The 23,699-nt window shown below is 70.2% G+C and carries 19 protein-coding genes; 14 read left to right on the forward strand and 5 right to left on the reverse strand.

The features are described from left to right. Positions 1-40: 40 nt before the first annotated feature. Both ACPPVO_RS25430 and ACPPVO_RS25435 read left to right on the forward strand, forming a co-directional pair. Positions 41-1,336, forward strand: coding sequence for a ricin-type beta-trefoil lectin domain protein (locus ACPPVO_RS25430; protein ID WP_426514693.1), 1,296 nt, complete (start codon positions 41-43; stop codon positions 1,334-1,336). Positions 1,337-1,400: 64 nt separating this feature from the next. After that, the gene (locus tag ACPPVO_RS25435) at positions 1,401-3,224 is read left to right on the forward strand and encodes a family 43 glycosylhydrolase (RefSeq protein ID WP_426513653.1); all 1,824 of its coding nucleotides are present in this window, start codon (positions 1,401-1,403) and stop codon (positions 3,222-3,224) included. Between the two features lie 66 nt (positions 3,225-3,290). Here ACPPVO_RS25435 and ACPPVO_RS25440 read toward each other — a convergent pair whose 3' ends face one another. From ACPPVO_RS25440 to ACPPVO_RS25450, 3 genes are read right to left on the reverse strand one after another with little or no spacing between them, the layout of a single operon-like run. Next, entirely contained in the window at positions 3,291-4,220 is a 930-nt protein-coding gene (locus tag ACPPVO_RS25440) for a sugar ABC transporter substrate-binding protein (protein ID WP_426513654.1), read from the reverse strand. Positions 4,221-4,254: 34 nt separating this feature from the next. Further along, positions 4,255-5,022, reverse strand: coding sequence for an ATP-binding cassette domain-containing protein (locus ACPPVO_RS25445; RefSeq protein ID WP_426513655.1), 768 nt, complete (start codon positions 5,020-5,022; stop codon positions 4,255-4,257). After that, entirely contained in the window at positions 5,019-6,056 is a 1,038-nt protein-coding gene (locus ACPPVO_RS25450) for an ABC transporter permease (RefSeq protein ID WP_426513656.1), read from the reverse strand. The genes ACPPVO_RS25445 and ACPPVO_RS25450 overlap by 4 nt, the downstream gene beginning before the upstream one ends. Positions 6,057-6,327: 271 nt before the next feature. On the opposite strand from ACPPVO_RS25450, the gene ACPPVO_RS25455 reads away from it, so the two are divergent. From ACPPVO_RS25455 to ACPPVO_RS25475, 5 genes are all read left to right on the forward strand, one after another. Beyond that, on the forward strand, positions 6,328-7,404 hold the full coding sequence (locus tag ACPPVO_RS25455; protein WP_426513657.1) for a sugar ABC transporter substrate-binding protein: 1,077 nt from the start codon (positions 6,328-6,330) through the stop codon (positions 7,402-7,404). After that, positions 7,401-8,942, forward strand: coding sequence for a sugar ABC transporter ATP-binding protein (locus tag ACPPVO_RS25460; protein WP_426513658.1), 1,542 nt, complete (start codon positions 7,401-7,403; stop codon positions 8,940-8,942). Before ACPPVO_RS25455 ends, ACPPVO_RS25460 begins: the two co-directional genes overlap by 4 nt. Then, positions 8,929-9,954 (forward strand): ABC transporter permease, encoded by a 1,026-nt coding sequence (locus tag ACPPVO_RS25465; protein ID WP_426513659.1) that lies wholly within the window; start codon positions 8,929-8,931, stop codon positions 9,952-9,954. Before ACPPVO_RS25460 ends, ACPPVO_RS25465 begins: the two co-directional genes overlap by 14 nt. Positions 9,955-10,017: 63 nt before the next feature. Then, positions 10,018-11,325, forward strand: a complete 1,308-nt coding sequence (locus ACPPVO_RS25470) for an enolase C-terminal domain-like protein (RefSeq protein WP_426513660.1) — start codon at positions 10,018-10,020, stop codon at positions 11,323-11,325. Beyond that, on the forward strand, positions 11,322-12,239 hold the full coding sequence (locus ACPPVO_RS25475; RefSeq protein WP_426513661.1) for an amidohydrolase family protein: 918 nt from the start codon (positions 11,322-11,324) through the stop codon (positions 12,237-12,239). The genes ACPPVO_RS25470 and ACPPVO_RS25475 overlap by 4 nt, the downstream gene beginning before the upstream one ends. Here the strand turns inward: ACPPVO_RS25475 and ACPPVO_RS25480 are convergent. Further along, entirely contained in the window at positions 12,175-12,876 is a 702-nt protein-coding gene (locus ACPPVO_RS25480) for a FadR/GntR family transcriptional regulator (RefSeq protein WP_426513662.1), read from the reverse strand. The genes ACPPVO_RS25475 and ACPPVO_RS25480 overlap by 65 nt on opposite strands. A 409-nt stretch (positions 12,877-13,285) precedes the next feature. Here ACPPVO_RS25480 and ACPPVO_RS25485 point away from each other — a divergent pair, with 409 nt between their 5' ends. Together ACPPVO_RS25485 and ACPPVO_RS25490 are read left to right on the forward strand one after the other, a co-directional pair. Continuing rightward, complete coding sequence (locus tag ACPPVO_RS25485) at positions 13,286-15,724, forward strand: non-reducing end alpha-L-arabinofuranosidase family hydrolase (protein WP_426513663.1); 2,439 nt, start codon at positions 13,286-13,288, stop codon at positions 15,722-15,724. 82 nt (positions 15,725-15,806) lie between these two features. After that, the gene (locus ACPPVO_RS25490; RefSeq protein ID WP_426513664.1) at positions 15,807-17,126 is read left to right on the forward strand and encodes a cellulose binding domain-containing protein; all 1,320 of its coding nucleotides are present in this window, start codon (positions 15,807-15,809) and stop codon (positions 17,124-17,126) included. Positions 17,127-17,205: 79 nt separating this feature from the next. On the opposite strand, the gene ACPPVO_RS25495 is transcribed toward ACPPVO_RS25490, so the two are convergent. Further along, positions 17,206-17,976: a FadR/GntR family transcriptional regulator gene (locus ACPPVO_RS25495; protein WP_426513665.1), complete on the reverse strand. Its 771-nt coding sequence runs from the start codon at positions 17,974-17,976 to the stop codon at positions 17,206-17,208. Positions 17,977-18,124: 148 nt separating this feature from the next. On the opposite strand from ACPPVO_RS25495, the gene ACPPVO_RS25500 reads away from it, so the two are divergent. From ACPPVO_RS25500 to ACPPVO_RS25520, 5 genes are read left to right on the forward strand one after another with little or no spacing between them, the layout of a single operon-like run. Beyond that, on the forward strand, positions 18,125-19,393 hold the full coding sequence (locus ACPPVO_RS25500) for an ABC transporter substrate-binding protein (protein ID WP_426513666.1): 1,269 nt from the start codon (positions 18,125-18,127) through the stop codon (positions 19,391-19,393). A 3-nt stretch (positions 19,394-19,396) separates the two neighbouring features. Further along, positions 19,397-20,386, forward strand: a complete 990-nt coding sequence (locus ACPPVO_RS25505; protein WP_426513667.1) for a carbohydrate ABC transporter permease — start codon at positions 19,397-19,399, stop codon at positions 20,384-20,386. Beyond that, on the forward strand, positions 20,386-21,213 hold the full coding sequence (locus ACPPVO_RS25510) for a carbohydrate ABC transporter permease (protein WP_426513668.1): 828 nt from the start codon (positions 20,386-20,388) through the stop codon (positions 21,211-21,213). Before ACPPVO_RS25505 ends, ACPPVO_RS25510 begins: the two co-directional genes overlap by 1 nt. After that, a complete protein-coding gene (locus ACPPVO_RS25515) occupies positions 21,210-22,406 on the forward strand; it encodes a mandelate racemase/muconate lactonizing enzyme family protein (protein WP_426513669.1) in 1,197 nt (398 codons plus the stop codon). Before ACPPVO_RS25510 ends, ACPPVO_RS25515 begins: the two co-directional genes overlap by 4 nt. Before the next feature lies 1 nt (position 22,407). Beyond that, positions 22,408-23,697 (forward strand): ROK family protein, encoded by a 1,290-nt coding sequence (locus ACPPVO_RS25520; protein ID WP_426513670.1) that lies wholly within the window; start codon positions 22,408-22,410, stop codon positions 23,695-23,697. Positions 23,698-23,699 lie beyond the last annotated feature (2 nt).

The raw sequence follows: 23,699 nt of genomic DNA on the forward strand, positions 1-23,699 counted from the left end.
TCTGGTTCCCCGGTGGGTCGCGGTGCTCGGCGCGGTCGCCATGGTCGCCGCGGGAACGCTCGCCGTCATGACGGCGACGGTTCCGTCCGCATCCGCGGCGACGACAGCCGGTTGCGGCAAGACCCCCACACTGCGCAGCGGCTCGTACACCATCCAGAGCAGTGGCCAGAGCCGCAGCTTCATCCTGCGGATTCCCGACGGCTACAGCACCACGCGCCCGTACCGCCTGATCTTCGGGTACCACTGGCGCGGCGGCACCATGCAGGACGTCTCCTCCGGTGGGACCAGCGGCACCGCGTGGTCCTACTACGGCATGCAGGAGCAGTCCGGCAACAGCGCCATCCTGGTCGCCCCGCAGGGCATCGGCAACGGCTGGGCCAACACCAACGGCCAGGACATCACCTTCACCGACGACATGGTGCGGATGATCGAGAACGATCTCTGCGTCGACACCACGCAGCTGTTCGCCATGGGGTTCAGCTACGGCGGCGGGATGAGCTACGCCATCGCGTGCGGCCGGGCCACCGTCTTCCGGGCGGTCGTCGTGTACTCCGGCGCGAACCTGTCCGGCTGCAGCGGCGGCACCCAGCCGATCGGGTACTTCGGGATTCACGGCGTCTCCGACAACGTCCTCAACATCAGCAACGGACGGGCGCTGCGCGACACGTTCGTGCGCAACAACGGCTGCACACCGCAGACTCCCGCGGAGCCGGCGCCGGGCAGCGGCCGGCACATCACCACCGCCTACTCCTGCCGCGCCGGCTATCCGGTGCAGTGGGCCGCATTCGACGGCGGCCACGGGCCCGGCCCGGTCGACGGATGCTCCGGCTGTGACGACGGCGTCCGGACGTGGACCAAGGGCGAGGCCTGGCGGTTCATCTCCTCGTTCGCCAGCACCCCGCCGTCGAGCCCGCCCCCGTCGAGCAGCAGCCCGCCGGTCGGCCAGTCGAACGTCATGATCGCGGGTGCGGCGTCGGGTCGCTGCATCGACGTGCCCGGCTCCGCCACGACGAACGGCACGCAGGTGCAGCTGTGGGACTGCCACGGCGGGACCAACCAGCGCTGGACCTACACCACCGGCCGGCAGCTGATGGTGTACGGCAACAAGTGCCTGGACGCCAGCGGCCAAGGCACGGGCACGGGCACCGCCGTCGTCATCTGGGACTGCAACGGCCAGGCCAACCAGCAGTGGAGCCTGGGCGCCAACGGCTCCATCACCGGCGTCCAGTCCGGACTGTGCGTGGACGCCAGCGGCGCCGGCACGGCCAACGGCACGAAGCTTCAACTCTGGACCTGCCATGGCGGTTCCAACCAGCAATGGAACCTGCGCAGCTGACCGAAAGACCGGCGGCGCCGGCGACACCACTGTTCATGTCCCGGCCGGATAGGGGAGCGGCACCATGACATCCACATCTCGACTTCGCTCGAGGCGCGCGGTCGCGTTGGCGACGGTCCTGTTCTGTCTCACGGCGTTGCTGCCGGGCGTGGCCAAGGCGGACAACCCGATCGTGCAACACGTCTACACCGCCGACCCGGCGCCGCTGGTCTACAACGGCCGGGTGTACCTATACACCGGCCACGACGAAGACGGCTCGACCTACTTCACGATGCGCGACTGGCGGGTCTGGTCGTCGGCCGACATGGTGAACTGGACCGACCACGGCTCGCCGATGAGCCTGTCCACGTTCAGCTGGGCGAGCTCGGACGCGTGGGCCGGGCAGGCCGTGCAACGCAACGGGAAGTTCTACTGGTACGTCCCGGTGCGGATGGCCAACGGCGCCCAGGCGATCGGCGTGGGGGTCGCCGACAGCCCCACCGGGCCCTTCCACGACGCGCTCGGCCGGCCGCTGATCCAGAACGCCGAGATCGACCCCACCGTGTACATCGACGACGACGGCCAGGCGTACCTGTTCTACGGCAACCCCCATCTGTGGTACGTGAAGCTCAACGCCGACATGACGTCGTACTCGGGCAGCCCGACGCAGATTCCGCTCACCACCGCGGGGTTCGGGACCCGCGCCGGGGACGCCAACCGGCCGACGCTGTACGAGGAGGGGCCCTGGTTCTACAAGCGCAACAACTTGTACTACATGGTGTTCGCGGCGAAGTGCTGCTCCGAGTTCATCGCCTACTCCACGGCGCCGTCACCCACGGGGCCATGGACCTACCGCGGCACCATCATGCCGACGCAGGGCAGCAGCTTCACCAACCACCCCGGCGTCATCGACTTCAACGGCGGCTCGTACTTCTTCTACCACAACGGCGCCTTGCCGGGCGGCGGCGGCTACACCCGCTCGGTCGCCGTGGAGAAGTTCAACTACAACGCCGACGGCACCTTCCCGACCATCAACATGACCACGACCGGGGCGCCGCAGGTCGGCACGCTTGACCCGTACGTGCGCCAGGAGGCCGAGACCATCGCCTGGGGCAGCGGCATCGAGACCGAGCCCGCCAGCGAGGGCGGGATGAACGTCGGTTGGATCGAGAACGGCGACTACGTCAAGGTCAAGGGCGTCGCGTTCGGTACCGGTGCCGGCTCGCTCAGCGCCCGAGTGGCTTCAGGTGCCAGCGGCGGCCGGATCGAGGCGCATCTGGACAGTGCGACGGGCACCCTCGTCGGCACGTGCAACGTGTCCGGCACCGGCGGCTGGCAGACGTGGACCACGGTCTCGTGCCCGGTCAGCAACGCGACCGGAACCCACGACCTGTACCTTCGGTTCGCGGGCGGCAGCGGGTCGCTGTTCAACCTCAACTGGTGGCAGTTCGCGGCCGGGCCCAGCCAGCCGGTGGGCTACCCGACCGGCTATCACCGGCTCGCGATCGCCAACAACGGCCTCTGTCTCGACGTGAGCGGCACGTCCACGGCGGCCGGCGCGGCGGTCACCCAGTGGACGTGCAACGGTCAGCCCAACCAGCAGTTCCAGTTCGTGCCGGTCGCGGACGGCTACGGCCGGCTGCAGGCGCAGCACTCGGGCTACGACGTGGCCGTGGCCAACAGCTCCACCGCCGCCGGCGTCCCGAACGTCATCCAGCAGGTACCCAACAGCGCGCCGAACAGCCTCTGGCTTCCGGTCCAGCAGTCCGACGGCTCGTACTCCTTCAAGAACCGCAACAGCGGCCTGTGCCTGGACGTGTACGGCGCCAACAGCACGCTCGGACAGCAGCTCGACCAGTGGCAGTGCAAGAACGCCTCCGCCACCAACCAGGACTTCACGCCGCGCTGATCACCTCGCTGATCAGGGCACAGTCTCGACGCCCGCGGGCCCGGCCACGGCCGGGCCCGCGAACGGCTACTTGAACTTGGCGACGTTGTCCTTCGTCACCATCTCCGTGCCGGTGTCGACGGTCGGCTGGACCGGCTGGCCCTTGGCCGCGGCGACGGCGGTCTCGATGCCCAGCGAGCCCATCTTGGCCGGGAACTGGGCCACCGACGCGGCCTCGTCGCCGGCCTCGATGGCCTTGAGCTCGCCCGGGGAGGCGTCGAAGCCGACGACGACGGGCTTCTTGCCGGCCGCCTTGACCGCCTGCAGGGCCCCGGTGATGGGCGGGCCGCACGCGCCGTAGATGGCGGTGACGTCCGGGTTGGCGGTGAGGATGTCCTGCGCGGCGTTGAGGCCCTTGGTCTCGTCGCAGTCCGTCGCCGGCTCCGCGACCACCTTCGCGGCGCCGCCGAGGCCGTCCTTCAGCCCCTTGACCCGGTCGTCCAGAGACGGGTTGCCGAGCCGGCCCTGCAGGATGGCGATGGTGGCGCCCGGCGGCAACTGCTTGGCCAGCCACTGCCCGGCGAGCTTGCCGCCGGCGAGGTTGTCCGTCGCCACGACCGACGACTTGCCCGACCAGCCGGGGATGTCGTTGTCGACGAGTACGACCTTGATGCCGGCCTTCACCGCCTTGTCCAGCGCGCCCTGCACGTTCGGGCTGCTCGGGGTGATCGCGATCGCCTTCACGCCCTGCGTGATCATGTTCTCGATGATGGCGATCTCGCCCTCGTCGTCGGTGCCGCTCTTGCCCTGGCCGTAGATGACCTCGACGTCGGCGTGCGCGGCGTCGTACTGCTTCACCGCGTCGACCATCGTGTCGTAGAAGTCGACGGGGAACTTCGTGATGAGCCCGACCTTCACGGCGGACGTGCCGCCACCGGGGGCGGCGTCGTCGCCACATGCGGCCAGCGGTACCAGGAGCGCCGCCGCGAGCACGGCAAAGCCAACGGTGCGTTGCATGGGGGTTCCCTTCGGTGTGCCTCTGGCGGGCGGGTCAGGACCCGCCGACGATGAGGGAGACGATCTGCTGCTGGTGCTGCGGCGTCGGGACGGCCTCGCCGGCCTTGCGGCCCCGACGCAGCACGACGGCACGGTCGGCGATCTCCATGACGTGGTCCATCGCGTGCGACACGACGACGACCGCCCGGCCCTCGTCGCGCAGCCGCAGGATCAGGTCGAGCACGCGGCGGGACTCCCGCAGCCCCAGCGCCGCGGTGGGTTCGTCGAGGATGACGATCCCGGCGGCGAACGCGGCGGCCCGGGCGACCGCGATGGCCTGCCGCTGGCCGCCGGAGAGCAGCCCGACGCCGGCATGCCGGTCGGGCAGGCTGACCTGCAGCCGGTTGAGCACCTCGGCGGTGGCGTCGGCCATGGATCGCCGCCGCAGCACCCGCAGGCCGCGCGGCAGCCAGTGCGGCCGGGCGTCCTCGCGGCCGGCGTAGAAGTTGGCCGCCGGGTCGAGGTTGTCGAAGAGCGCGAGGTCCTGATAGACGGTCTCGATACCGGCCGCGCGGGCGTCCGCCGGGGTGCCGATCTCGACCACCGAGCCGTCGATCTCGACGGTGCCGTCGTCGAGCCGATGTACCCCGCTGATGCATTTGATGAGCGTCGACTTGCCCGCGCCGTTGTCGCCGAGCAGGGCGAGGACCTCCCCGTGCGCGACCTCGAGGTCGACCGAGTCCAGCGCCAGCACGGCGCCGAAGCGCTTGGTGGCCCCGGTGATGCGTAAGGCCGGTACCGTGCCGGCGGCGGTCCCGTTCATGCCCGCACCGCACGTATCACCTGGAAGCGGCGCTCCAGCGAGCCGCGGATCACGTCGAGCTCGACCGCCAGCAGGATCACCGCGCCGATGACGATCGGCTGGATGAACGCGTCGACGTTGAGCAGGTTCATCGCGTTGCGGATCACGCCGATCATGAGCGCGCCGATCAGCGCGTTGGCCACCGAGCCGCGGCCGCCGAGGAAGCTCGCCCCGCCGATGACCACTGCGGCGATGGCGTCGAGCTCGGCCAGCTCGCCGAACGTCGGCGAGCCGGCGTTGAGCCGGCCCGCCGTGATGAACGCGGCGATGCCGGCGGCCAGGCCGCTCATGACGTACACCGAGACCAGCACGCCGTTGACCGGGATCGCGGCCCGCCGCGCGGCGTCGGGGTTACCGCCGACCGCGTAGATCCACCGGCCCCACACGAGCCGGGTCGTCAGCAGCAGTACCGCGAGGGCGAGCGCGGCGACCAGCAGGGTCGAGTAGGGCAGCCAGCCGAGCGACTCCCCGCCGACCAGCTGGATGATCTGCGGCATGCCCCGGTGCGGCTGGCCGCCGGCGAGCCACAGCGCCAGGCCGTGGGCGATGCTGAGCGTGGCGAGCGTGACGATGAACGGGTGCGGCAGCCGGCCCCAGACCAGTGCCACACCGTTGACGGTGCCGACGGCCAGCCCCGTGCCGAGCATCGCCAGCACGACGAGCGCCGCCGACGGCACCGCCTCGAACACCAGCGCGCCGACGACCGCGGCGAGCGCGACGGTCGAGCCGACCGACAGGTCGATGCCGCGCGTGATGATGACCAGCAGCTGCGCGATCGCCAGCACCGCGATGACGGCGCTCTGGGCGAGCACGTTGCCGAGATTGCGGGTGGTGAGGAAGAACGGCGACAGCGCCGCGGCCACGGCGACGATCGCGACGAGCATCAACAGCGGGCCGGTGCGGATCAGGGCGAGGGCGGCCCTTGCCCCGTCGGCCCGTCCCGGCCGCGGAGGTCCGGTGGAGGCGAGGGGGTCAGGAGCGGTGCGGAGCGCCATCGGCTACTCCTTCGTCATGCGTCGGGCGGGACGCCAGTGATGAGATGTTTGATACGCCGGTCGGACTCAATCGTCAACGTCGACGACCAGATACCCCGCCCAAATCCGGAAACAATCGGCCATAACGACCAGCACGTCATATTGACGGGTGCCGGAAGTTCGTCCTAACGTCAGATGTCTCGCGCCCGCCACGCCATCGAAGACCCCTCCCGCAGGATGTCTGGCGCGCCGCGAGCCGCGTCATCGAGCGCGACCACGACAAGGAGACCCGGTGAACCGCAAAGCTTTTCTCGGCCTGGGTTTGACGGCGGTGCTGGGCACCGCGATGCTGACCGCCGGCTGTAGCAAGAACGACCCGTCCTCGTCGACCGGGGACGGCACGGGCGCCTCGGCGCCGCTGATCGGCGTGGACTACCCGCGCTCGGACACCGACTTCTGGAACTCCTACATCAAGTACGTGCCGCAGTCGGCCAAGGACCTGGGCGTCCAGCTGAAGACCACCAACTCGCAGAACGACATCGCCGCCCTCATCTCCAACGTGCAGACGTTCCAGAGCCAGGGGGTCAAGGGCGTCGTGATGGCGCCGCAGGACACCGCGGCGATCGCCCCGACGCTGGAGCAGCTCGCGGCCAAGAAGATCCCGGTCGTCACGATCGACACCCGGCCCGACACCGGCAAGGTGTTCATGGTGGTGCGCGCCGACAACCGCGCCTACGGTACGAACGCCTGCCAGTTCCTGGGCACCAAGCTCGGGGGCAAGGGCAAGGTCGTCATGCTCGAGGGCGGTCTGGACTCGATCAACGGCCGCGACCGCACCGAGGCGTTCAACGAGTGCATGAAGAAGGACTTCCCCGGCATCACGGTGTTCGGTGAGGCCACCGACTGGAAGGGCGACGTGGCCGCGACGAAGCTGCAGACGCGCTTCACGTCCGACCCGGACATCAAGGGCGTCTACATGGAGTCCTCGTTCGCGCTGTCGGGCACGCTGCAGATCCTCAAGCAGCGCGGCCTGCAGGTGCCCGCGACCGACCCGAAGCACGTCTTCGTCGTGTCCAACGACGGGATACCCGAGGAGCTCAAGGACATCAAGGCCGGCCTCATCGACGCCACGGTGAGCCAGCCGGCCGACCTGTTCGCCAAGTACGGCCTGTACTACGTCAAGGCCGCGATCGAGGGCAAGACGTTCCAGCCGGGCCCCACCGACCACGGCAGCGTCATCATCCAGGTCCGTGACGGCGTGCTGGAGGACCAGCTCGCGGCGCCGCTCGTGACCCTCGACGGCGGGAACATCGGCGGCCGGCCCACGACGAAGTTCGACGACAGTACCCTCTGGGGCAACAACGCATGAGCTCCACAACGCTGGACCCCATCGACGGGCCGGCCGGCGCCGACCGGCCCGTCGTGGAAGCGGTGAACATCGGCAAACGGTTCGGCTCCACGGTCGCGCTGGCGGACGCGGGCATCGTCGTCCGGCGGGGCGAGGCGCACGCCCTGGTCGGGCGAAACGGGGCGGGCAAGTCGACCCTGGTGAGCATCCTGACCGGGCTGCAGGCCCCGGACGAGGGGGCCGTCGCCTTCGACGGCCGGCCGGCGCCGCCGCTCGGCGACCGGGACGCCTGGCGGCAGCTGGTTGCGTGCGTGTACCAGAAGTCGACCATCATCCCGACGCTGGCCGTGGCCGAGAACCTCTTCCTCAACCGGCACGCCCGCGGTCCGGGCCGGCTCATCCGGTGGGGCCTGCTGCGCCGCGAGGCGGAGCGGCTGCTGGCCGAGTGGTCGGTCGACGTCGACGTCCGCCGGCCGGCCTCGACCCTGTCGGTGGAGCAGCGGCAGTTCGTGGAGATCGCGCGGGCGCTGTCCTTCGGCGCGCGGTTCATCATCCTCGACGAGCCGACCGCGCAGCTCGACGCCGCCGGGATCAACCGGCTGTTCGACCGGGTCCGCGCGCTGCGCGCGCAGGGGGTGACGTTCCTGTTCATCAGCCACCACCTGCAGGAGATCTTTGAGCTCTGCGACCGGGTGACGGTCCTGCGCGACGCGCGGCACATCGTCACGGCACCCGTGGCCGGCCTTCGCCGTGAGGCGCTGGTGGCGGCGATGACCGGCGAGGACGTGAGCCTGCCCGAGGCGGCCCAGCGGCAGCGGCCGGTGGATGCCCCGGTCCTGCTGTCCGTGCGGGATCTCGTGACGCGGTCGGGGGCCGGGCTGTCGCTGGCGGCCAGGTCCGGCGAGGTCGTCGGCATCGCCGGCGGCGGAGGCAGCGGCAAGGTCGAGGTGGCCGAGGCGATCGTCGGGCTGGCCCGCCCCGCCGCCGGGACCGTCACCGTCGACGGGCGGGTCCTACGCCCCGGCAGCGTGCCGGACGCCCTCGACGCCGGGGTCGGGCTCGTGCCGCAGGACCGCCACCGCGAAGGCTTCATCCCGCTGTTGTCGATCGCGGAGAACGTCACGATGACCGTGCCGGAACGCATCCGGCGCGGCGGCCTGCTGTCGCCGGCCCGCCGCGACGCCCTGGCCCGGCGCGCCATCGCCGACCTGGCGATCAAGGCCGACGGCCCGCACGTGCCGGTCCGCGACCTGTCCGGCGGGAACCAGCAGAAGGCCGTCATGGCCCGCGCCCTGGCCGGCGAGCCCAAGCTGTTGATCCTCGTCACGCCGACCGCCGGCGTCGATGTGCGCTCCAAGGAGACCCTCCTCGGCGTCGTCGAAGACGTCCGCCACCGCGGCACCGCGGTGCTCGTGGTCTCCGACGAGCTCGACGACCTGCGCATCTGCGACCGGGTCCTGGTGATGTTCCGAGGCCGGGTCGTGGCCGAGCTGGAGTCCGGCTGGGCCGACAACGACCTGGTGGCCGCCATGGAAGGAGTCGATCTTGACCACGTCTGAGACGGCGGCCGTGTCAGCGCCGCCGCCCGTGCTCACACGCCGGGGGCCGTTCGTCGCCCGCCTGCGCGACCTGGCGCTGGTGCCGGCAATCGTCGCCGTCGCGATCGTCGGATTCATCGTCAACCCGGTGTTCCTCAGCTCCGACAACGTCATCAACGTGCTGCAGAGCATGTCGGAGATCTCCATCGTCGTCCTCGCCGAGACCATCGTGCTCATCACCGGCAAGATGGACCTGTCGCTGGAGTCCACGTTCGGGCTCGCCCCCGGTCTGGCCGCCTGGCTCATCGTCGACCCGGCCGTCACCCACGGCCTCGGCGTGCACGCACTGCCGGCCGCGTGGGCGGTGCCGGTCGTGCTGCTCGTCGGTGCGCTCGTCGGGGCGTTCAACGGGCTGCTCATCGTGCGCTTCGGCCTCAACGGGTTCGTCGTCACGCTCGGCATGCTGATCGTGCTGCGGGGCCTGCTGACCGGCATCTCCGGCGGCAAGACGTTCTTCGCCCTGCCCGAGTCCATGCGGTACCTCGGCTCCGCCGAGTGGCTGGGCGTGCCGGCGTCGGTCTGGATATCGCTGCTGCTGTTCGCCGCCGGCATCGTGGTGCTCGGCTACACCCGGCCCGGGCGCGCGCTCTACGCGATCGGCGGCAACGTCGACGCCGCCCGCGCGGCCGGTATCCGCACCGACCGCATCCTGTGGCTGACCCTCGTCGTGGCCGGCATGCTGGCGGCCCTGGCGGGGCTGCTCATCAGCGGCCGGCTGGCGGCGGTGCCGGCCGCGCAGGGCAGCGGCGCCATCTTCCAGGTGTTCGCGGCGGCGGTGATCGGCGGCGTCAGTCTCAACGGCGGCAAGGGCACCATCTTCGGAGCCTTCACCGGGGTGCTGCTGCTGTTCATGATCATTAATGTGCTGACCCTGGCCGGCGTGCCCGCCCAGTGGACGAACTTCCTCAACGGCGCGGTCATCCTGGTGGCGCTCGTGGTCTCCCGCGTCACCGGCGGCAAGGCACAGACGTGATCCCACCCCAACGTCCCATTCCGGGGCGCCGCCACGCGGCGCCGCCAACTCCGAGGAGCATCGGTGACTGAGCGCATCTTGTCCGTGGACGCCCTCGACGTGCGGTTCCCGACTTCACGGCACCGCGACGGGTCCGACGCGATGAACCCCTTCCCGGACTACTCCGCCGCCTATGTCGTGCTGCGCACCACCGCGGGCGCGGAGGGGTACGGACTGGTGTTCACCGTCGGGCGTGGCACGGAGATCCAGGTCGCCGCGCTGCGCTCCCTGGCCGGCATGGTCGTCGGCCGGCCGGTCGACGAGCTCGTGGCCGATCCGGGGGCGCTGGCCCGCCAGCTCATCGGCGACAGTCAGATCCGCTGGCTCGGCCCGGCCAAGGGCGTCGTGCACATGGCCGCGGGCGGCCTGGTCAACGCCGTGTGGGACCTGGCCGCGCGACGCGCGGGCCGGCCGCTGTGGAAGCACCTGGCGGACCTCACGCCGGAGCAGGTGGTGGCGCAGATCGACTTCCGTTACCTCCGCGACGCGCTCACCGAGGACGAGGCTCTCGCGCTGCTGCGGTCCGCCGCCGGCGGCCGGGCCGAGCGCGAGGAACATCTCCTCCGCGAGGGCTATCCGGCGTACACCACCACGCCCGGCTGGCTCGGGTATGACGACGAGAAGCTGGCCCGTCTGTGCAAGGAGGCCGTGGCGGACGGCTACCACCTCATCAAGCTCAAGGTTGGCGCGGACCTGGCCGACGATGTGCGCCGCCTGGGCATCGCCCGCGATGCCGTCGGCCCGCAGGTGCGTATCGCCGTGGACGCCAACCAGATCTGGGGCGTTGCGGACGCCACCGACTGGATGCACGAGCTGAGCACCTTCGATCCGTACTGGATCGAGGAGCCGACGTCGCCGGACGACGTGCTCGGGCACGCCGCGGTCCGCCGTGCGCTCGCCCCGATCAAGGTGGCCACCGGCGAACACGTGCACAACGCGGTGATGTTCAAGCAACTGCTGCAGGCGGGCGCCGTCGACGTGGTGCAGATCGACGCCTGCCGGGTCGGCGGCGTCAACGAGAACCTCGCCATCCTGCTGCTCGCGGCCAAGTTCGGCGTGCCGGTCTGCCCGCACGCGGGTGGCGTCGGGCTGTGCGAGCTGGTGCAGCACCTGGCCATGTTCGACTACCTGGCGGTCAGCGGGACCACCGAGGACCGGTACATCGAGTACGTCGACCACCTGCACGAGCACTTTGCCGACCCGGTCCGCATCCGCCGCGGACGGTACCTCGCCCCGGCGGCGGCGGGCATGAGCGCCGAGATGGTTCCGGCCTCGCTGGCCGCCTACCGCTTCCCGGACGGCCCGGAGTGGGCCACGGCGGTGGCGGCGTGATCGTCGACGCGCACCACCATCTATGGCGCCCGGAACGCGGCTACCAATGGCTGGCCGAGCCCGGACTGGAACGCATCCGGCGGCCCTTCACCCCCGCCGACCTGACCGCCGAGCTGGCGTCGACCGGCGTCGAGGCCACGGTCCTGGTCGAAGGAGGCCGTTGCCACACCGACGAGGCGGCCGAGTTCCTCGGCTACGCCGCGGACACCGGCCCGATCGCCGGCGTCGTGGCGTGGGCCGACGTCGCCGCCGCCGACGTCGCCGCCACGCTGGCGGGCTACCGCCGCGCACGCGGGGGAGAGCTGCTCGTCGGTGTGCGCTCGCAGGTGCAGGGCGAGGCCGACCCGGACTACCTGGACCGGCCCGACGTGCGGCGCGGCCTGGCCGCCGTTGCCGACGCCGGCCTCGTCTTCGACCTGGTGATCCGGGCCGACCAGCTGCCCGCGGCGGCCCGCGCCGCTCGGGCGGTGCCGCAGCTGCAGTTCGTGCTCGACCACCTCGGCAAGCCCCGCATCGACGAGGGCGAGGCCGGCCTGCGGCGGTGGCGCGGGCCGTTCGCGGCGCTGGCCGGCAACGCGAACGTCGCCGCCAAGCTGTCCGGAATGGTCACCGAGGCCGGCCCGGGCTGGTCGCCCGAGGACCTGCATCCCTTCGTGGCCGTGGCGGTCGAGGAGTTCGGCCCGGAACGTCTGATGTTCGGCTCCGACTGGCCGGTGTGCCTGCTCGTCGCCGACTACCACAGCGTGCTGCGGGCCATGTCCGAGGCGCTGCCCCCGCTGCCCGGGCCGGATCTGGACCAGATCCTGGGGGGTACGGCGGTGCGGACCTACGGTCTCCCCGTGCCGGGCCCTACGACGGTTCCCGCTCGGCCCGGGCCGCCAGCACCGTCCGCAGCCACGCCTCCGAGGTGTTGACGTGTAGCAATGCGGCGGCGTGGGCCAGCAACTGGTCTCGGGCCCGCAGCGCCAGGTAGATCGCGTGGTGCTCCTCGATGGTGGTGTGCGCGGAGTCGTTCTGGATCAGCCCGCGCCAGACCCGGGCCCGCACGGTACGCCCGGACAGCCCGTCCAGTAGCGACGTGAGCGTCTCGTTGCCGGTGGCCGCGACGACGGTGCGGTGAAACGCGGTGTCGAACTGGATGAGCTTCTCGTGGTCGTCGGCGGCCGAGCGCATGTCGTCAAGGATCCGGGCGAGCTCGTCGAGGTCGTCGTCGGTCATGCGCAACGCCGCCATGCCCGTCGCCACCGGCTCGAGCATGCGGCGGACCTCCACCACCTCGAGCAGGGTGTCGTCCTGCAGCAGCTCCACCGCGAGGCCGAGCCCCTCCAGCAGCAGCCGGGGGGCAAGGCTTGTGACATAGGTGCCGTCGCCGCGGCGGACGTCGAGCACGCGGGCCGACTCCAGCACCTTCACGGCCTCACGTACGCCGCTGCGCGAGAGGCCGATCTGCACGGCGAGCTGCGGCTCGGGGGGCAGCCTGGCACCCGGCGGCAGCTCTCCGCTCTGGATCATGCTTCGAATCTTCGCGATCGCTTCGTCGGTCAGTGCCACGTCCCAACTATAGATACATCAGATGTTTGCCGGAGCGGTGGGCGCTCGGTGCCGCCCGGAGCGGGCTGACATCGTCGCCGACAATCGTCGGCATTGCGAAGCCGTGGTCATTTTCGAAACAGCAGCGGAAATCGCTTTCAAGAAACCGTTATGAACGGGGCGATCGTCGAGTCGTGCGCGAAATTTTCGGGGATGGGCCCCGCGTCAGATTCGGTATCCCTGGCCTTCCTCCTTCCTTCTACCTGCGTATATACGTCACTGGCGCATCCTGCATGACCCGGTCGAGTCGAAATATGGCGTCGATTTACTTGAATGTTCTGCAGGGGTCTGGCAGCCTCGCGTTCTTAGGCGCAGCCGAAAATGTTAGCGCTAACGCGACGTATTTATTACCGGAGATAGGGAGACCAAGGTGGATGCAAGCCCCTCCGCCCCGCGGGGCGGGACCCGGCGGAAGCGATCACTGTCCGTCAGAGCGCTGATCGCCGGCGTGGTCGGTGTCGTGGCGGTCGCCACGGCCGCGACGATGATGCCGTCGGCGAACGCGGCAGCGAGCACGCTGGGTGCGGCGGCCGCGCAGTCGGGACGGTACTTCGGCACCGCGATCGCGGCGGGCCGGCTCGGCGACTCGACGTACACCACCATCGCCGGGCGCGAGTTCAACATGGTGACCGCCGAGAACGAGATGAAGCCCGACGCGACCGAGCCCCAGCGGGGCCAGTTCAACTTCAGCTCCGGTGACCAGATCTACAACTGGGCCACCCAGCGCGGCATGAAGGTCCGCGGCCACACCCTGGCGTGGCACGGGCAGCAGCCCGGGTGGATGCAGAGCCTGTCCGGCTCCACCCTGCGCCAGGCGATGATCGACCACATCAACGGCGTCGTGGGCCACTACAAGGGCAAGCTCGCCTACTGGGACGTGGTCAACGAGGCGTTCAACGAGGACGGCAGCCGCCGGCAGTCGAACCTGCAGGGCACCGGCAACGACTGGATCGAGGTGGCGCTCCGCACCGCGCGCACCGCCGACCCGTCGGTGAAGCTGTGCTACAACGACTACAACATCGAGAACTGGTCGTACGCCAAGACGCAGGGCGTCTACAACATGATCCGTGACTTCAAGTCGCGGGGCGTGCCGATCGACTGCGTCGGGCTGCAGACCCACTTCACCGGCGGCAGCTCACTGCCCAGCAACTTCCAGACGACCCTGTCGAGCTTCGCCGCGCTGGGCGTGGACGTGGCCCTGACCGAGGTCGACGTGACGAACGCGTCGACGTCGCAGTACGCCGGGCTGACCCAGGCCTGCATGAACGTGCCCCGCTGCGTGGGCATCACCGTGTGGGGCGTGCGCGACAGCGACTCGTGGCGGTCCAGCGAGAGCCCGCTGCTGTTCGACGGCGGCGGCAACAAGAAGGCCGCGTACACCTCGGTCCTCAACGCCCTCAACGCCGCCAACCCGACCACTCCGCCGCCGACGACCCCGGGCAACCCGACCACCCCGGCGGGCGGCACCAACGAGATCGTGGGATCGCAGTCGGGCCGGTGCATCGACGTGCCGAACGCGACACAGAGCAACGGCACGCGGGTGCAGCTGTACGACTGCCACGGCCAGTCCAACCAGCAGTGGACGTACACCTCCGCCAAGCAGCTGCAGGTGTACGGGAACAAGTGCCTCGACGCCAGCGGCGCGGGCACCGCCAACGGCACGGCCATCATCATCTGGGACTGCAACGGCGGCGGCAACCAGCAGTGGAACGTCAACTCCAACGGCACCATCACCGGCGCGCAGTCCGGACGGTGCCTGGACGTGTGGGGCACCGCCAACGGGCAGCAGGTCCAGCTGTACGACTGCAGCGGGCAGGCCAACCAGCAGTTCAGGCTGGTCTCGCTCGGCGGCCCGACCTCACCGCCCCCGTCCTCGCCGCCCCCGTCCTCGCCGGGCACGTCGTGCTCGCTGCCGTCGTCGTACCACTGGTCGTCGACGGGTGCGCTGGCGAACCCGCAGAACGGGTGGGTGTCGCTCAAGGACTTCACCAACGTCGTCTACAACGGCAAGCACCTGGTCTACGGCTCGGACGTGTCGAGCGGCGGGTCGTACGGCTCGATGAACTTCAGCCTCTTCACCAACTGGTCCGACATGGGCTCGGCCACCCAGACCGGGATGAGCCAGGGCACGGTCGCGCCCACGCTGTTCTACTTCGCCCCGAAGAACATCTGGGTGCTGGCGTACCAGTGGGGGCCGAACGCGTTCAACTACAAGACCTCCAGCGACCCGACCAACGCCAACGGCTGGTCCGCACCGCAGGCGCTGTTCACCGGCAGCATCTCCGGCTCCGGCACCGGCGTGATCGACCAGACGCTCATCGGCGACGGCCAGAACATGTACCTGTTCTTCGCCGGTGACAACGGCAACATCTACCGGGCGAGCATGCCGATCGGGAACTTCCCGGGCAACTTCGGCTCCAGCTACACCACGGTCATGAGCGACTCGCAGTACAACCTGTTCGAGGCGGTCGAGGTCTACAAGGTCCAGGGCCAGAACCAGTACCTGATGATCGTCGAGGCGATCGGCAGCCAGGGCCGCTACTTCCGCTCCTTCACGTCCAGCAGCCTGAGCGGTTCGTGGACCCCGCAGGCCGCAACCGAGAGCAACCCCTTCGCCGGCAAGGCCAACAGCGGCGCGAGCTGGACCAACGACATCAGCCACGGTGACCTGGTCCGCAACAACCCCGACCAGACCAAGACCATCGATCCGTGCAACCTGCAGTTCCTCTACCAGGGCAAGAACCCCAGCGCCGGGGGCGACTACAACCTGCTGCCGTGGCGGCCGGGCGTGCTGACCCTGCAGCGCTAGGCGCGTAACCGCTCGCACGTGTCCGGTGCCGGCACCGGCACCGGACACGTGAACGTCGATCTGAGGAAAGGTAAGGTGCTCGATGCCGAGGCGCAGAATCCTCCTGCCGGCCATCGCGGTCGCGGCGATCCTCGTCGCGGTCACCGCCGGGCCGGCCCTGACCGGCGGCGGCGGTGGAACCGCGGCCGCCGCGACCAATGGCGCGCTGGCGGCGACCGCCGGATGCGGCAAGGCTCCGACGCTCACCAGCGGCACGCACACGATCCAGAGCAGCGGCCAGAGCCGGACGTACATCCTGAGAGTCCCGGACAACTACAACAACAGCCACCCGTACCGGCTGGTCTTCGGGCTGCACTGGCTGAACGGCTCCGCCGGCGCGGTCTCCTCGGCCGGGTACTACGGACTGCAGCCGCTGTCCAACAACGGCACGATCTTCGTGGCCCCGCAGGGCATCAACAACGGCTGGGCCAACACCAACGGCCAGGATCTGACCCTTGTGGACGATCTGACCAGGCTGATCGAGGGCGGCCTCTGTGTCGACACGACGCAGCTCTTCGCCCTGGGCTGGAGCTACGGCGGCGCCATGAGCTACGCGATCGCCTGTGCCCGCCCGACGGTGTTCCGTGCCGTCGCCGTGCTGTCCGGCGCCAACCTCAGCGGATGCAACGGCGGCACCCAGCCCGTCGCCTACTTCGGCATCCACGGCATCCACGACAGCGTCCTGAACATCAGCAACGGTCGGTCCCTGCGCGACACGTTCGTGCGGAACAACGGTTGTACGCCCCAGAGCCCGCGCGAGCCGGCTCAGGGCAGCCTGACCCACATCACCACCACCTACACCGGGTGCCGGCCGGGTTACCCGGTCCAATGGGCGGCGTTCGACGGCGACCACACCCCGAGCCCGGTCGACGGGTCGGGCAGCCCCAACGACGCCCGAACGTGGACGTCCGGGGAGATCTGGAAGTTCTTCGCGCAGTTCGAGAACACGGTCCCGCCGAGCTCGCCTCCGCCGTCGTCCACCCCGCCGAGCAGCGCGCCGCCGAGCTCCCCGCCGCCGAGTTCCCCGCCGCCGAGCTCCCCTCCGGCCAGTGGCCAGCCCGGCACCTGTACCGCCACCTACCGGGCCGTCAACGCCTGGCCCGGCGGCTTCCAGGGCGAGGTCGTCATCGCCAACAACGGCTCCACCGCGCTCAACGGCTGGACCGTGCGCCTGACCCTGACCGGCGACCAGGCGATCAGCAGTCTCTGGGGCGGCGTCAACACGGCGTCCACCGGCAACATCACGGTCAGGAACGCCAACTACAACGGCACCGTCGGCGCGAACGCCACGACCACCTTCGGGTTCGTCGCGACCGGCAGCAGCGCCGCACCACCCGGCAACGTCACCTGCGCCAGTCCCTGACCGAGGTATGCCGCCTCGCAGGCCGCCTCCGCGGCGGCCTGCGAGGCGGGTTTGTGCGCGGGCCCGGGTCGATGGGCTCCTACCGCTGCAGGCGGGCCGGCCCGCCGGGTCCGCCGCGGCGGACGAGCCAGGCGTCGGTGATGTGCGTGAACATCGCCTCGGCGGCGCCCTCGGGGTCGTGCGCGGCGATGCGTTCGTAGACGCGCCGGTGGCCCTGGTTGGACGCGATGCGCAGCGCCCGTTCGGTGCGTCCGACGTAGCGAGCGGTATGGAAGACCTGGCTTTCCAATGACTTGACCACGCCCCGCGCGATGCGGTTGCCGGACGCCTGCATGATCACGTCGTGAAAGGCGCGGTCGTGCTCCGCGTAGCTGTCGTGGTCGCCCACCAGGTTGTCCATCAGGTCCACCAGGCGGCCCAGCTGCTCGACGGTGTCCTGATCGGCCAGGCGGGCGGCCACGTTGGCCATGTCCGACTCGAGCAGGCGCCGGGTGACGACGAGGTCGTCCAGGATGGCCAGGGTCTCGTCCTCGGCGATGGCCGCGGCCAGGACGAGCTCGTCGAGCATGTTCCACGTCGTCGGCGCGGTGACGATCGTCCCGGTGCCCTGCCGGACCTGCACCAGCCCCTTCTCCTGCAGGATCTTCACCGCCTCCCGGACCACGGTCCGGCTCACTCCGAAGGTCTCGCACAGCGCCGGCTCGGGCGGCAGTGGTGAGCCCGGTGGGTGCAGCCCGCGCACGATGCGGTCGACCAGCTCCGCGGTGATCGCCCGGCCCAGGTTGGCCGGGCGCCGCGCCCAGGCCGGAGGCGCGGCGACGCCGGTGGTGGTGTCCTGTGATGTCGTCATGTGCCCTCCGGGTGGCGCGACGCCGCGACCGTCACGACTTGGCTACCACCGTACGGCAGCGTGTTGACGTCAAACGTCATACGAGTTACGTTTCCGTTCACCCGGAGCGCCCCGTCGCCCGGACACCCCTCTTGGAGAGTGATCAGCCATGAAGCAGCGAGCGTTATGGTCGGCCGTCCTGATAGCGGTGCTGGGGCTTTCCGGCTGTGGCAGCGCCGGTGGGTCGAAGTCCGCCGACACTGGTGCGGCCGGCAAGCTGGTGGTGTGGGACTGGAAGTCCAGTGACGCGAACGCGGCCAACTACGTCGCGAAGGCGAAGGCCGACTTCGCCAAGCAGCACCCCAATGTCACCGTGGAGTTCGTGGCGCAGCCCTTCGATCAGTACTACACGCTGCTCGGTTCGGCCATCCAGGCTGGTAAGGGTCCCGATGTGATGCTGTTCAACGGGGGCGGGCAGCTTCGTGACCGCGTCGACTCGCTCGTCGCGCTCGACGAGTACGTCGCCGCCGACAAGAGCCGGCTCGCGGGCTGGGAGGCGTTCAGCAAGAACAACAAGATCTACGCCGCGCCGATCACCCTGCAGGGCCACCCGATCTACTACAACAAGGCGCTGTACGAGAAGGCCGGACTCAACCCGGACAAGCCGGCCACGACCTGGGCCGAGTTCCTCAGCAACTGTGCCGCCATCACCAAGGCGACCGGCGCGAAGTGCCTGGCGATGGGCAACAAAGAGGGCTACGGCATCCAGTTCTTCATGTCGAGCTTCGGCCCCGGGATCCTGACGCCGCAGGAGTACACCGACTGGATCGCGGGCAAGCGCAACTGGGAGTCGCCCGACGTCAAGAAGATCTTCCAGCTGTGGAAGGAGGCCGGCGACGCCGGCCTGAACACCGACGGGGCCAACTCCACGCCGATGTTCATGGACATGTTCGGACTGTTCCAGGGCGGCAAGTCCTCGCACGTCCTGGGCCTGATGTCCGACGTCGGGGCCTGGAAGGACTTCAACGAGTTCCTGACGCCGGCGAAGGTCGGCGTGATGCTGTCGCCGGTCATCAACCCCGGCGCCACGCCGCTCATCGGCTATGACGGCGGCGTCGGCTACGGCGTCGCCAAGTGGACGAAGGACCCGAAGCTGGCCGCGGACCTGGTGCGGTCGCTGACCTCGGCCGAGGCGCTGAAGGCCTACTCCAACGACGCCGGGTCGGTCCCCGCCGACACGACGCTCGACCTGTCGAACGGCGGACCGGCGCTCACCAAGATCGTATCCGAGATCAAGTCGGGCAAGCCCGCGCTGCATGTCGCCCTGTCGGCCAAGACGCAGGATCTGATGGGCCGCCTGTCGCAAGCGCTCCTCAGCGGATCGGTCACCGTCGACGACGCAATGAAGCAACTCGCCGAGTCCGACAAGACGGGTTGATCAGTGTCCTTCCGAGGTTCTCTGTCATCGTTCCGCCCGGCGTCGGCCGGGCGGAACGACCAGGCGCCGGCCGCACGGCAACTGCCCGGCGCCGAGGGCGGCCCGCGCACCGGCCGGCGCCAGGACGGCGGAGCCCGCGCCGAACGCCTGGCTCCGTACATCCTCGTGGCACCGGCTCTCCTGATCATCGTGACGCTGCGGTGGTGGCCCCTGCTGCTCGGCGTCAACTTCTCCTTCACCGGGGACGCCGATCGCGACGGAGCGGCCGTCGGCCTCGACAACTACGCGACGCTCCTGCACGACCCGCTGTTCCGGACCGCCCTGCGCAACGTCGGGCTGTTGGTGCTGCTGCTGCCGGTGGCGGTGGCGATACCCGGCCTGCTCGCCACCTTCATCCACCTCCGCGTGCCGGGCCACCGGTTCTTCCGCAGCACCTACTTCTTTCCCGCGGTGCTTTCGCCGGTCATCATCGGCGCGATCTTCAACATGCTGCTGGCGATCGACGGGCCGCTGAACGAGGCGCTCAAGGGGGTGGGCATCGCGCCGGTGGACTGGCTCGGCGATCCGGACATCGCCATGTACAGCGTCGTCGCCGTGCACATCTGGGGCACCTTCGGCATGGCCCTGGTGGTGTTCCTCGCCGGCTTCGCCACGCTCGACCCCGCGCTGCTGGACGCCGCCCGGGTCGACGGCGCGTCGTTGCCGCAGACCATCCGGCACGTGATCGTCCCGGGCCTGTCCCGCACCATTCAGTTCGTCTTCGTCACCACGATGATCGGCATGCTGACCTCGATGTTCGGCCTGCTGTACGTCATGACGGCCGGCGGGCCCGAGGGCTCGACCTATCTGCCCGAGTACTACATCTGGATCCAGCAGGGGCAGATGAGCCGCCCGGCGCTCGCGTCGGCCGCTTCGACGGTGCTCTTCCTGGTCATGCTGGTCGTCGGCCTGCTCCAGATCGCGCTGCTGCGCCGTAGTGGAAAGGAGGACTGATGGCACAGGCCCGAGTGGGCCGATGGCTGGTCGCCGCGCTGATGACGCTGCTGGCCCTGGCCACCGTCTACCCCTTGCTGTTCACCGCCAATGTCGCGATGCAGACCCGGCGCGAGTACATCCTCGACCGGTTCTCGCTGGCCGAATCGCTGCGCTGGGACAACGTCGCCACGGCGTGGAGCAGTGCCGGCATGGACCGGTACTTCCTCAACTCGCTCATCGTCGTGGCCTCCGCCGTGATCCTCCTGCTGCTGCTCGGCTCCATGGCCGGGTTCGCGCTCAGCCGGGTGCGGTTCCGCGGCTCCGCGACGCTGTCGCTGGTCTTCCTGGCCGCGCTGTTCATTCCGTTCCAGGTCATCATGGTCCCGCTCGCCCGGGTCATGGACGGCAGCGGGCTCGTCGACACGTATCCGGGGCTGATCCTCGCCTACGTCGCGCAGTTCCTGCCGTTCACGATCTTCCTGATGACGAGCTACTACCGGACGGTCCCGCCGGAGATCATCGACGCGGCGAGGATCGACGGGAACACGCTCTACGGCGTGTACCGGCGCATCATGCTGCCGATCGGCCGGCCGGCGCTGCTGTCGGTGGGCATTCTCAACGCGTTGTTCTGCTGGAACGACGTGATCATCGCACTGCTCCTGATGCCCTCGCCCGAACACCGGACGCTGATGGTCGGGGTCACGTCGCTGCGCGGGCAGTACTCGGCCAACATCCCGACGTTCGCCGCCGGCGTGCTGATCGCCGCGGTGCCGGTGCTGCTGACCTACCTGTTCCTCCAGCGTCAGATCGTCGACGGCGTCACCGCCGGCTCCATGAAAGGGTGACATTGCGCATCACCGGCTATCGCACGCTGACGACCGTCCATGAGTGGGGCCGGCCGGTCGGTGACGCCAACGGCGTCTTCGCCGACGGGGTCACCTCGGTTCCGATCGTCATGGTGGACACCGACGAGGGCATCACCGGCGTCGGCCTGGGACCGCACCTCGACATCGACGCCGTCTTCGCCGCCATCGAGGGCGAGGATCCCCGGGCCGTGACGGCCCTGTACGACCGGATGCTGCGCCAGACCTTCAAGGCCGGCCACGCGGGCCGCGTGTTCGGCACGATCGGGGCGCTGGACAGCGCCCTGTGGGACATCAAGGCCCAGGCGGCGGGCCAGCCGCTCTGGCGCCTGCTGGGCGGCCGCGACCGCACGGTGGCCGCCTACGCCTCCGGCCTTGACATCGGCCTGACCGACGAGCAGCTCGTCGCGGTCTACCGGGAGTACGCCGAGCGCGGGATCCAGGCGGCCAAGCTCAAGGGCGGCCTCGACGTCGAGCGCGACAAACACCGCCTGGGCCTGGTGCGTCAGGTGCTTGCCGAGCCCGGACACGTACGGCGGCCGGGCCTGATGCTGGACGCCAACGAGTGCTGGAACCGCAAGCAGGCGGTCCGGCACATCGGCGAGATCGAACAGGCCCTGGACCTGATCTGGGTCGAGGAGCCGGTGCGCCGCTGGGACGCCGACGGTCTCGCGACGGTCAGCCGCGGGGTCCGCGCCGCGGTCGCCACCGGTGAGAACCTGACCGGGCTCGAACAGTTCCGCCCGCTGGTGGCCGCCGGCGCGGTCGACGTCGTGCAGACGGCCTCGGTCTGGGGCGTCACGCACTTTCTGCGGGTGGCCGCCCTGGCGCACGCATACGACCTGCCGGTCAGCCCGATCGGCACCACGCCGATGGCGCTGCTGCACGCCGCGACGTCGGTGCCCAACCACCTGACCAGCGAGTTGCAGGACCTGCGGCCGCCGGTCGGGGTGTCCGTCGACCTGGAGGTCGAGGACGGCGTCTTCGTCCTGGGCGAGTCGCCCGGCCTGGGTGTCACGGTGGACGAGCACGTGATCGTCGCATCCACCCAGCGGTCGAACACGGCCGAGGCGGACAGTCCGAACGTCCGGCCGGAGGAGGCCGGGCGGCGGCTGCTGGGCGCCGCGGACGGGGCACGGGGCACCGCGACACCGCGTCAGCCCGCGGTCCGGTGACATGGGCCGGCCGCGCGCCGGCGCCGGTTCGGCGCACGACCCGACGGATCGGCTCGCCCTGCGTCGCGTCAACCTGACCCACCTGCTGCGGCACCTGCGTACCAACGGCCCGCACTCCCGCGTCGCGCTCGCCGCCGCCACCGGGCTGTCCAAGGCGACCGTCTCCAGCCTGGTCGACGAGCTGCTCGCCCGGCGGCTGGTGCGCGACGTCGATGTGCGGCGGTCCGACGGCGACCGGCGGCCGGGGCGCGGTATCGCGCTGAGCCCCGACGTCGGCGCGGTCGGTGTCGAGATTAACGTCGACTACCTGGCCGTGTACGGCAGTGACCTCGCCGGGCGGACCGTGATCGAGCAGCGGGTGGGGTTCGACGCGACGCACTCCGACGTCGGACGCAGCCTCGACGACCTCACCCGGGTGGCGCGGCGCGGCCTGGCCGAGATGGGGCGCCGCGGCATCGCCCCGGTCGGGCTCACGGTCGCGGTGCCGGGCCTTGTGGACGTCGCCCGTGGCGTGGTCGTCCTGGCACCCAACCTCGGATGGCGCGACGTGCCGCTCACCGCCCGGCTTGCCGGCGGCCTCCCGGGGAGTCTGTGGGTCGGCGTCGACAACGACGCCAACCTCGCCGCTGTTGCGGAGCAACACGCGGGTGTCGCGGCCGGCACCGACGACCTGGTCTACATCACCGGTGCGGTCGGCGTCGGCGGCGGCGTGATCGTCGGCGGCCGGTTGCTGCGCGGCGCCGACGGCTTCGGCGGCGAGGTCGGTCACCTGCCGGTCGATCCGGGCGGCGACCGGTGCGGCTGCGGCCGGTTGGGCTGCTGGGAGACCAAGGTCGGCCTGGCGGCGCTGATCCGCCGCGTCCCGCCCGGCGCCGGAGACGGCCGCCGCCCTGGCCCGGTCCTCGGCCCGCAGGAGCGCGTCACGGAGATCTTGCAGCGTCTCGCCGCCGGTGACCCGATCGTCGCCGAGGCCGTCGCGGACATCGGCCGGTGGCTCGGGCACGGCGGCGCGATCCTGGGCAATCTGTTCAACCCTCGGGTCATCGTGCTCGGCGGGTACTTCGCCGAACTGGCCGACCACCTGATCCCTCCGGCGCAGGCGACCCTCGCCCGCCTGGCCGTCGCCGGCCCCGCCGCACGCTGCCACTTCGTCGCGTCGCATCTGGGCTTCACCGCCGCCGCCCGCGGCGGGGCGAGTGTCATGATCGAGCGCGTGATCGACGATCCCACGGCGGTGACCCTCGAGGCTCGTCCTCCCCGCAGTCGCGGGACTCAGGCGGAGGCGGACTGACC

It is taken from the genome of Dactylosporangium sp. McL0621, assembly GCF_049995355.1.
Classification (GTDB): Bacteria; Actinomycetota; Actinomycetes; order Mycobacteriales; family Micromonosporaceae; genus Dactylosporangium.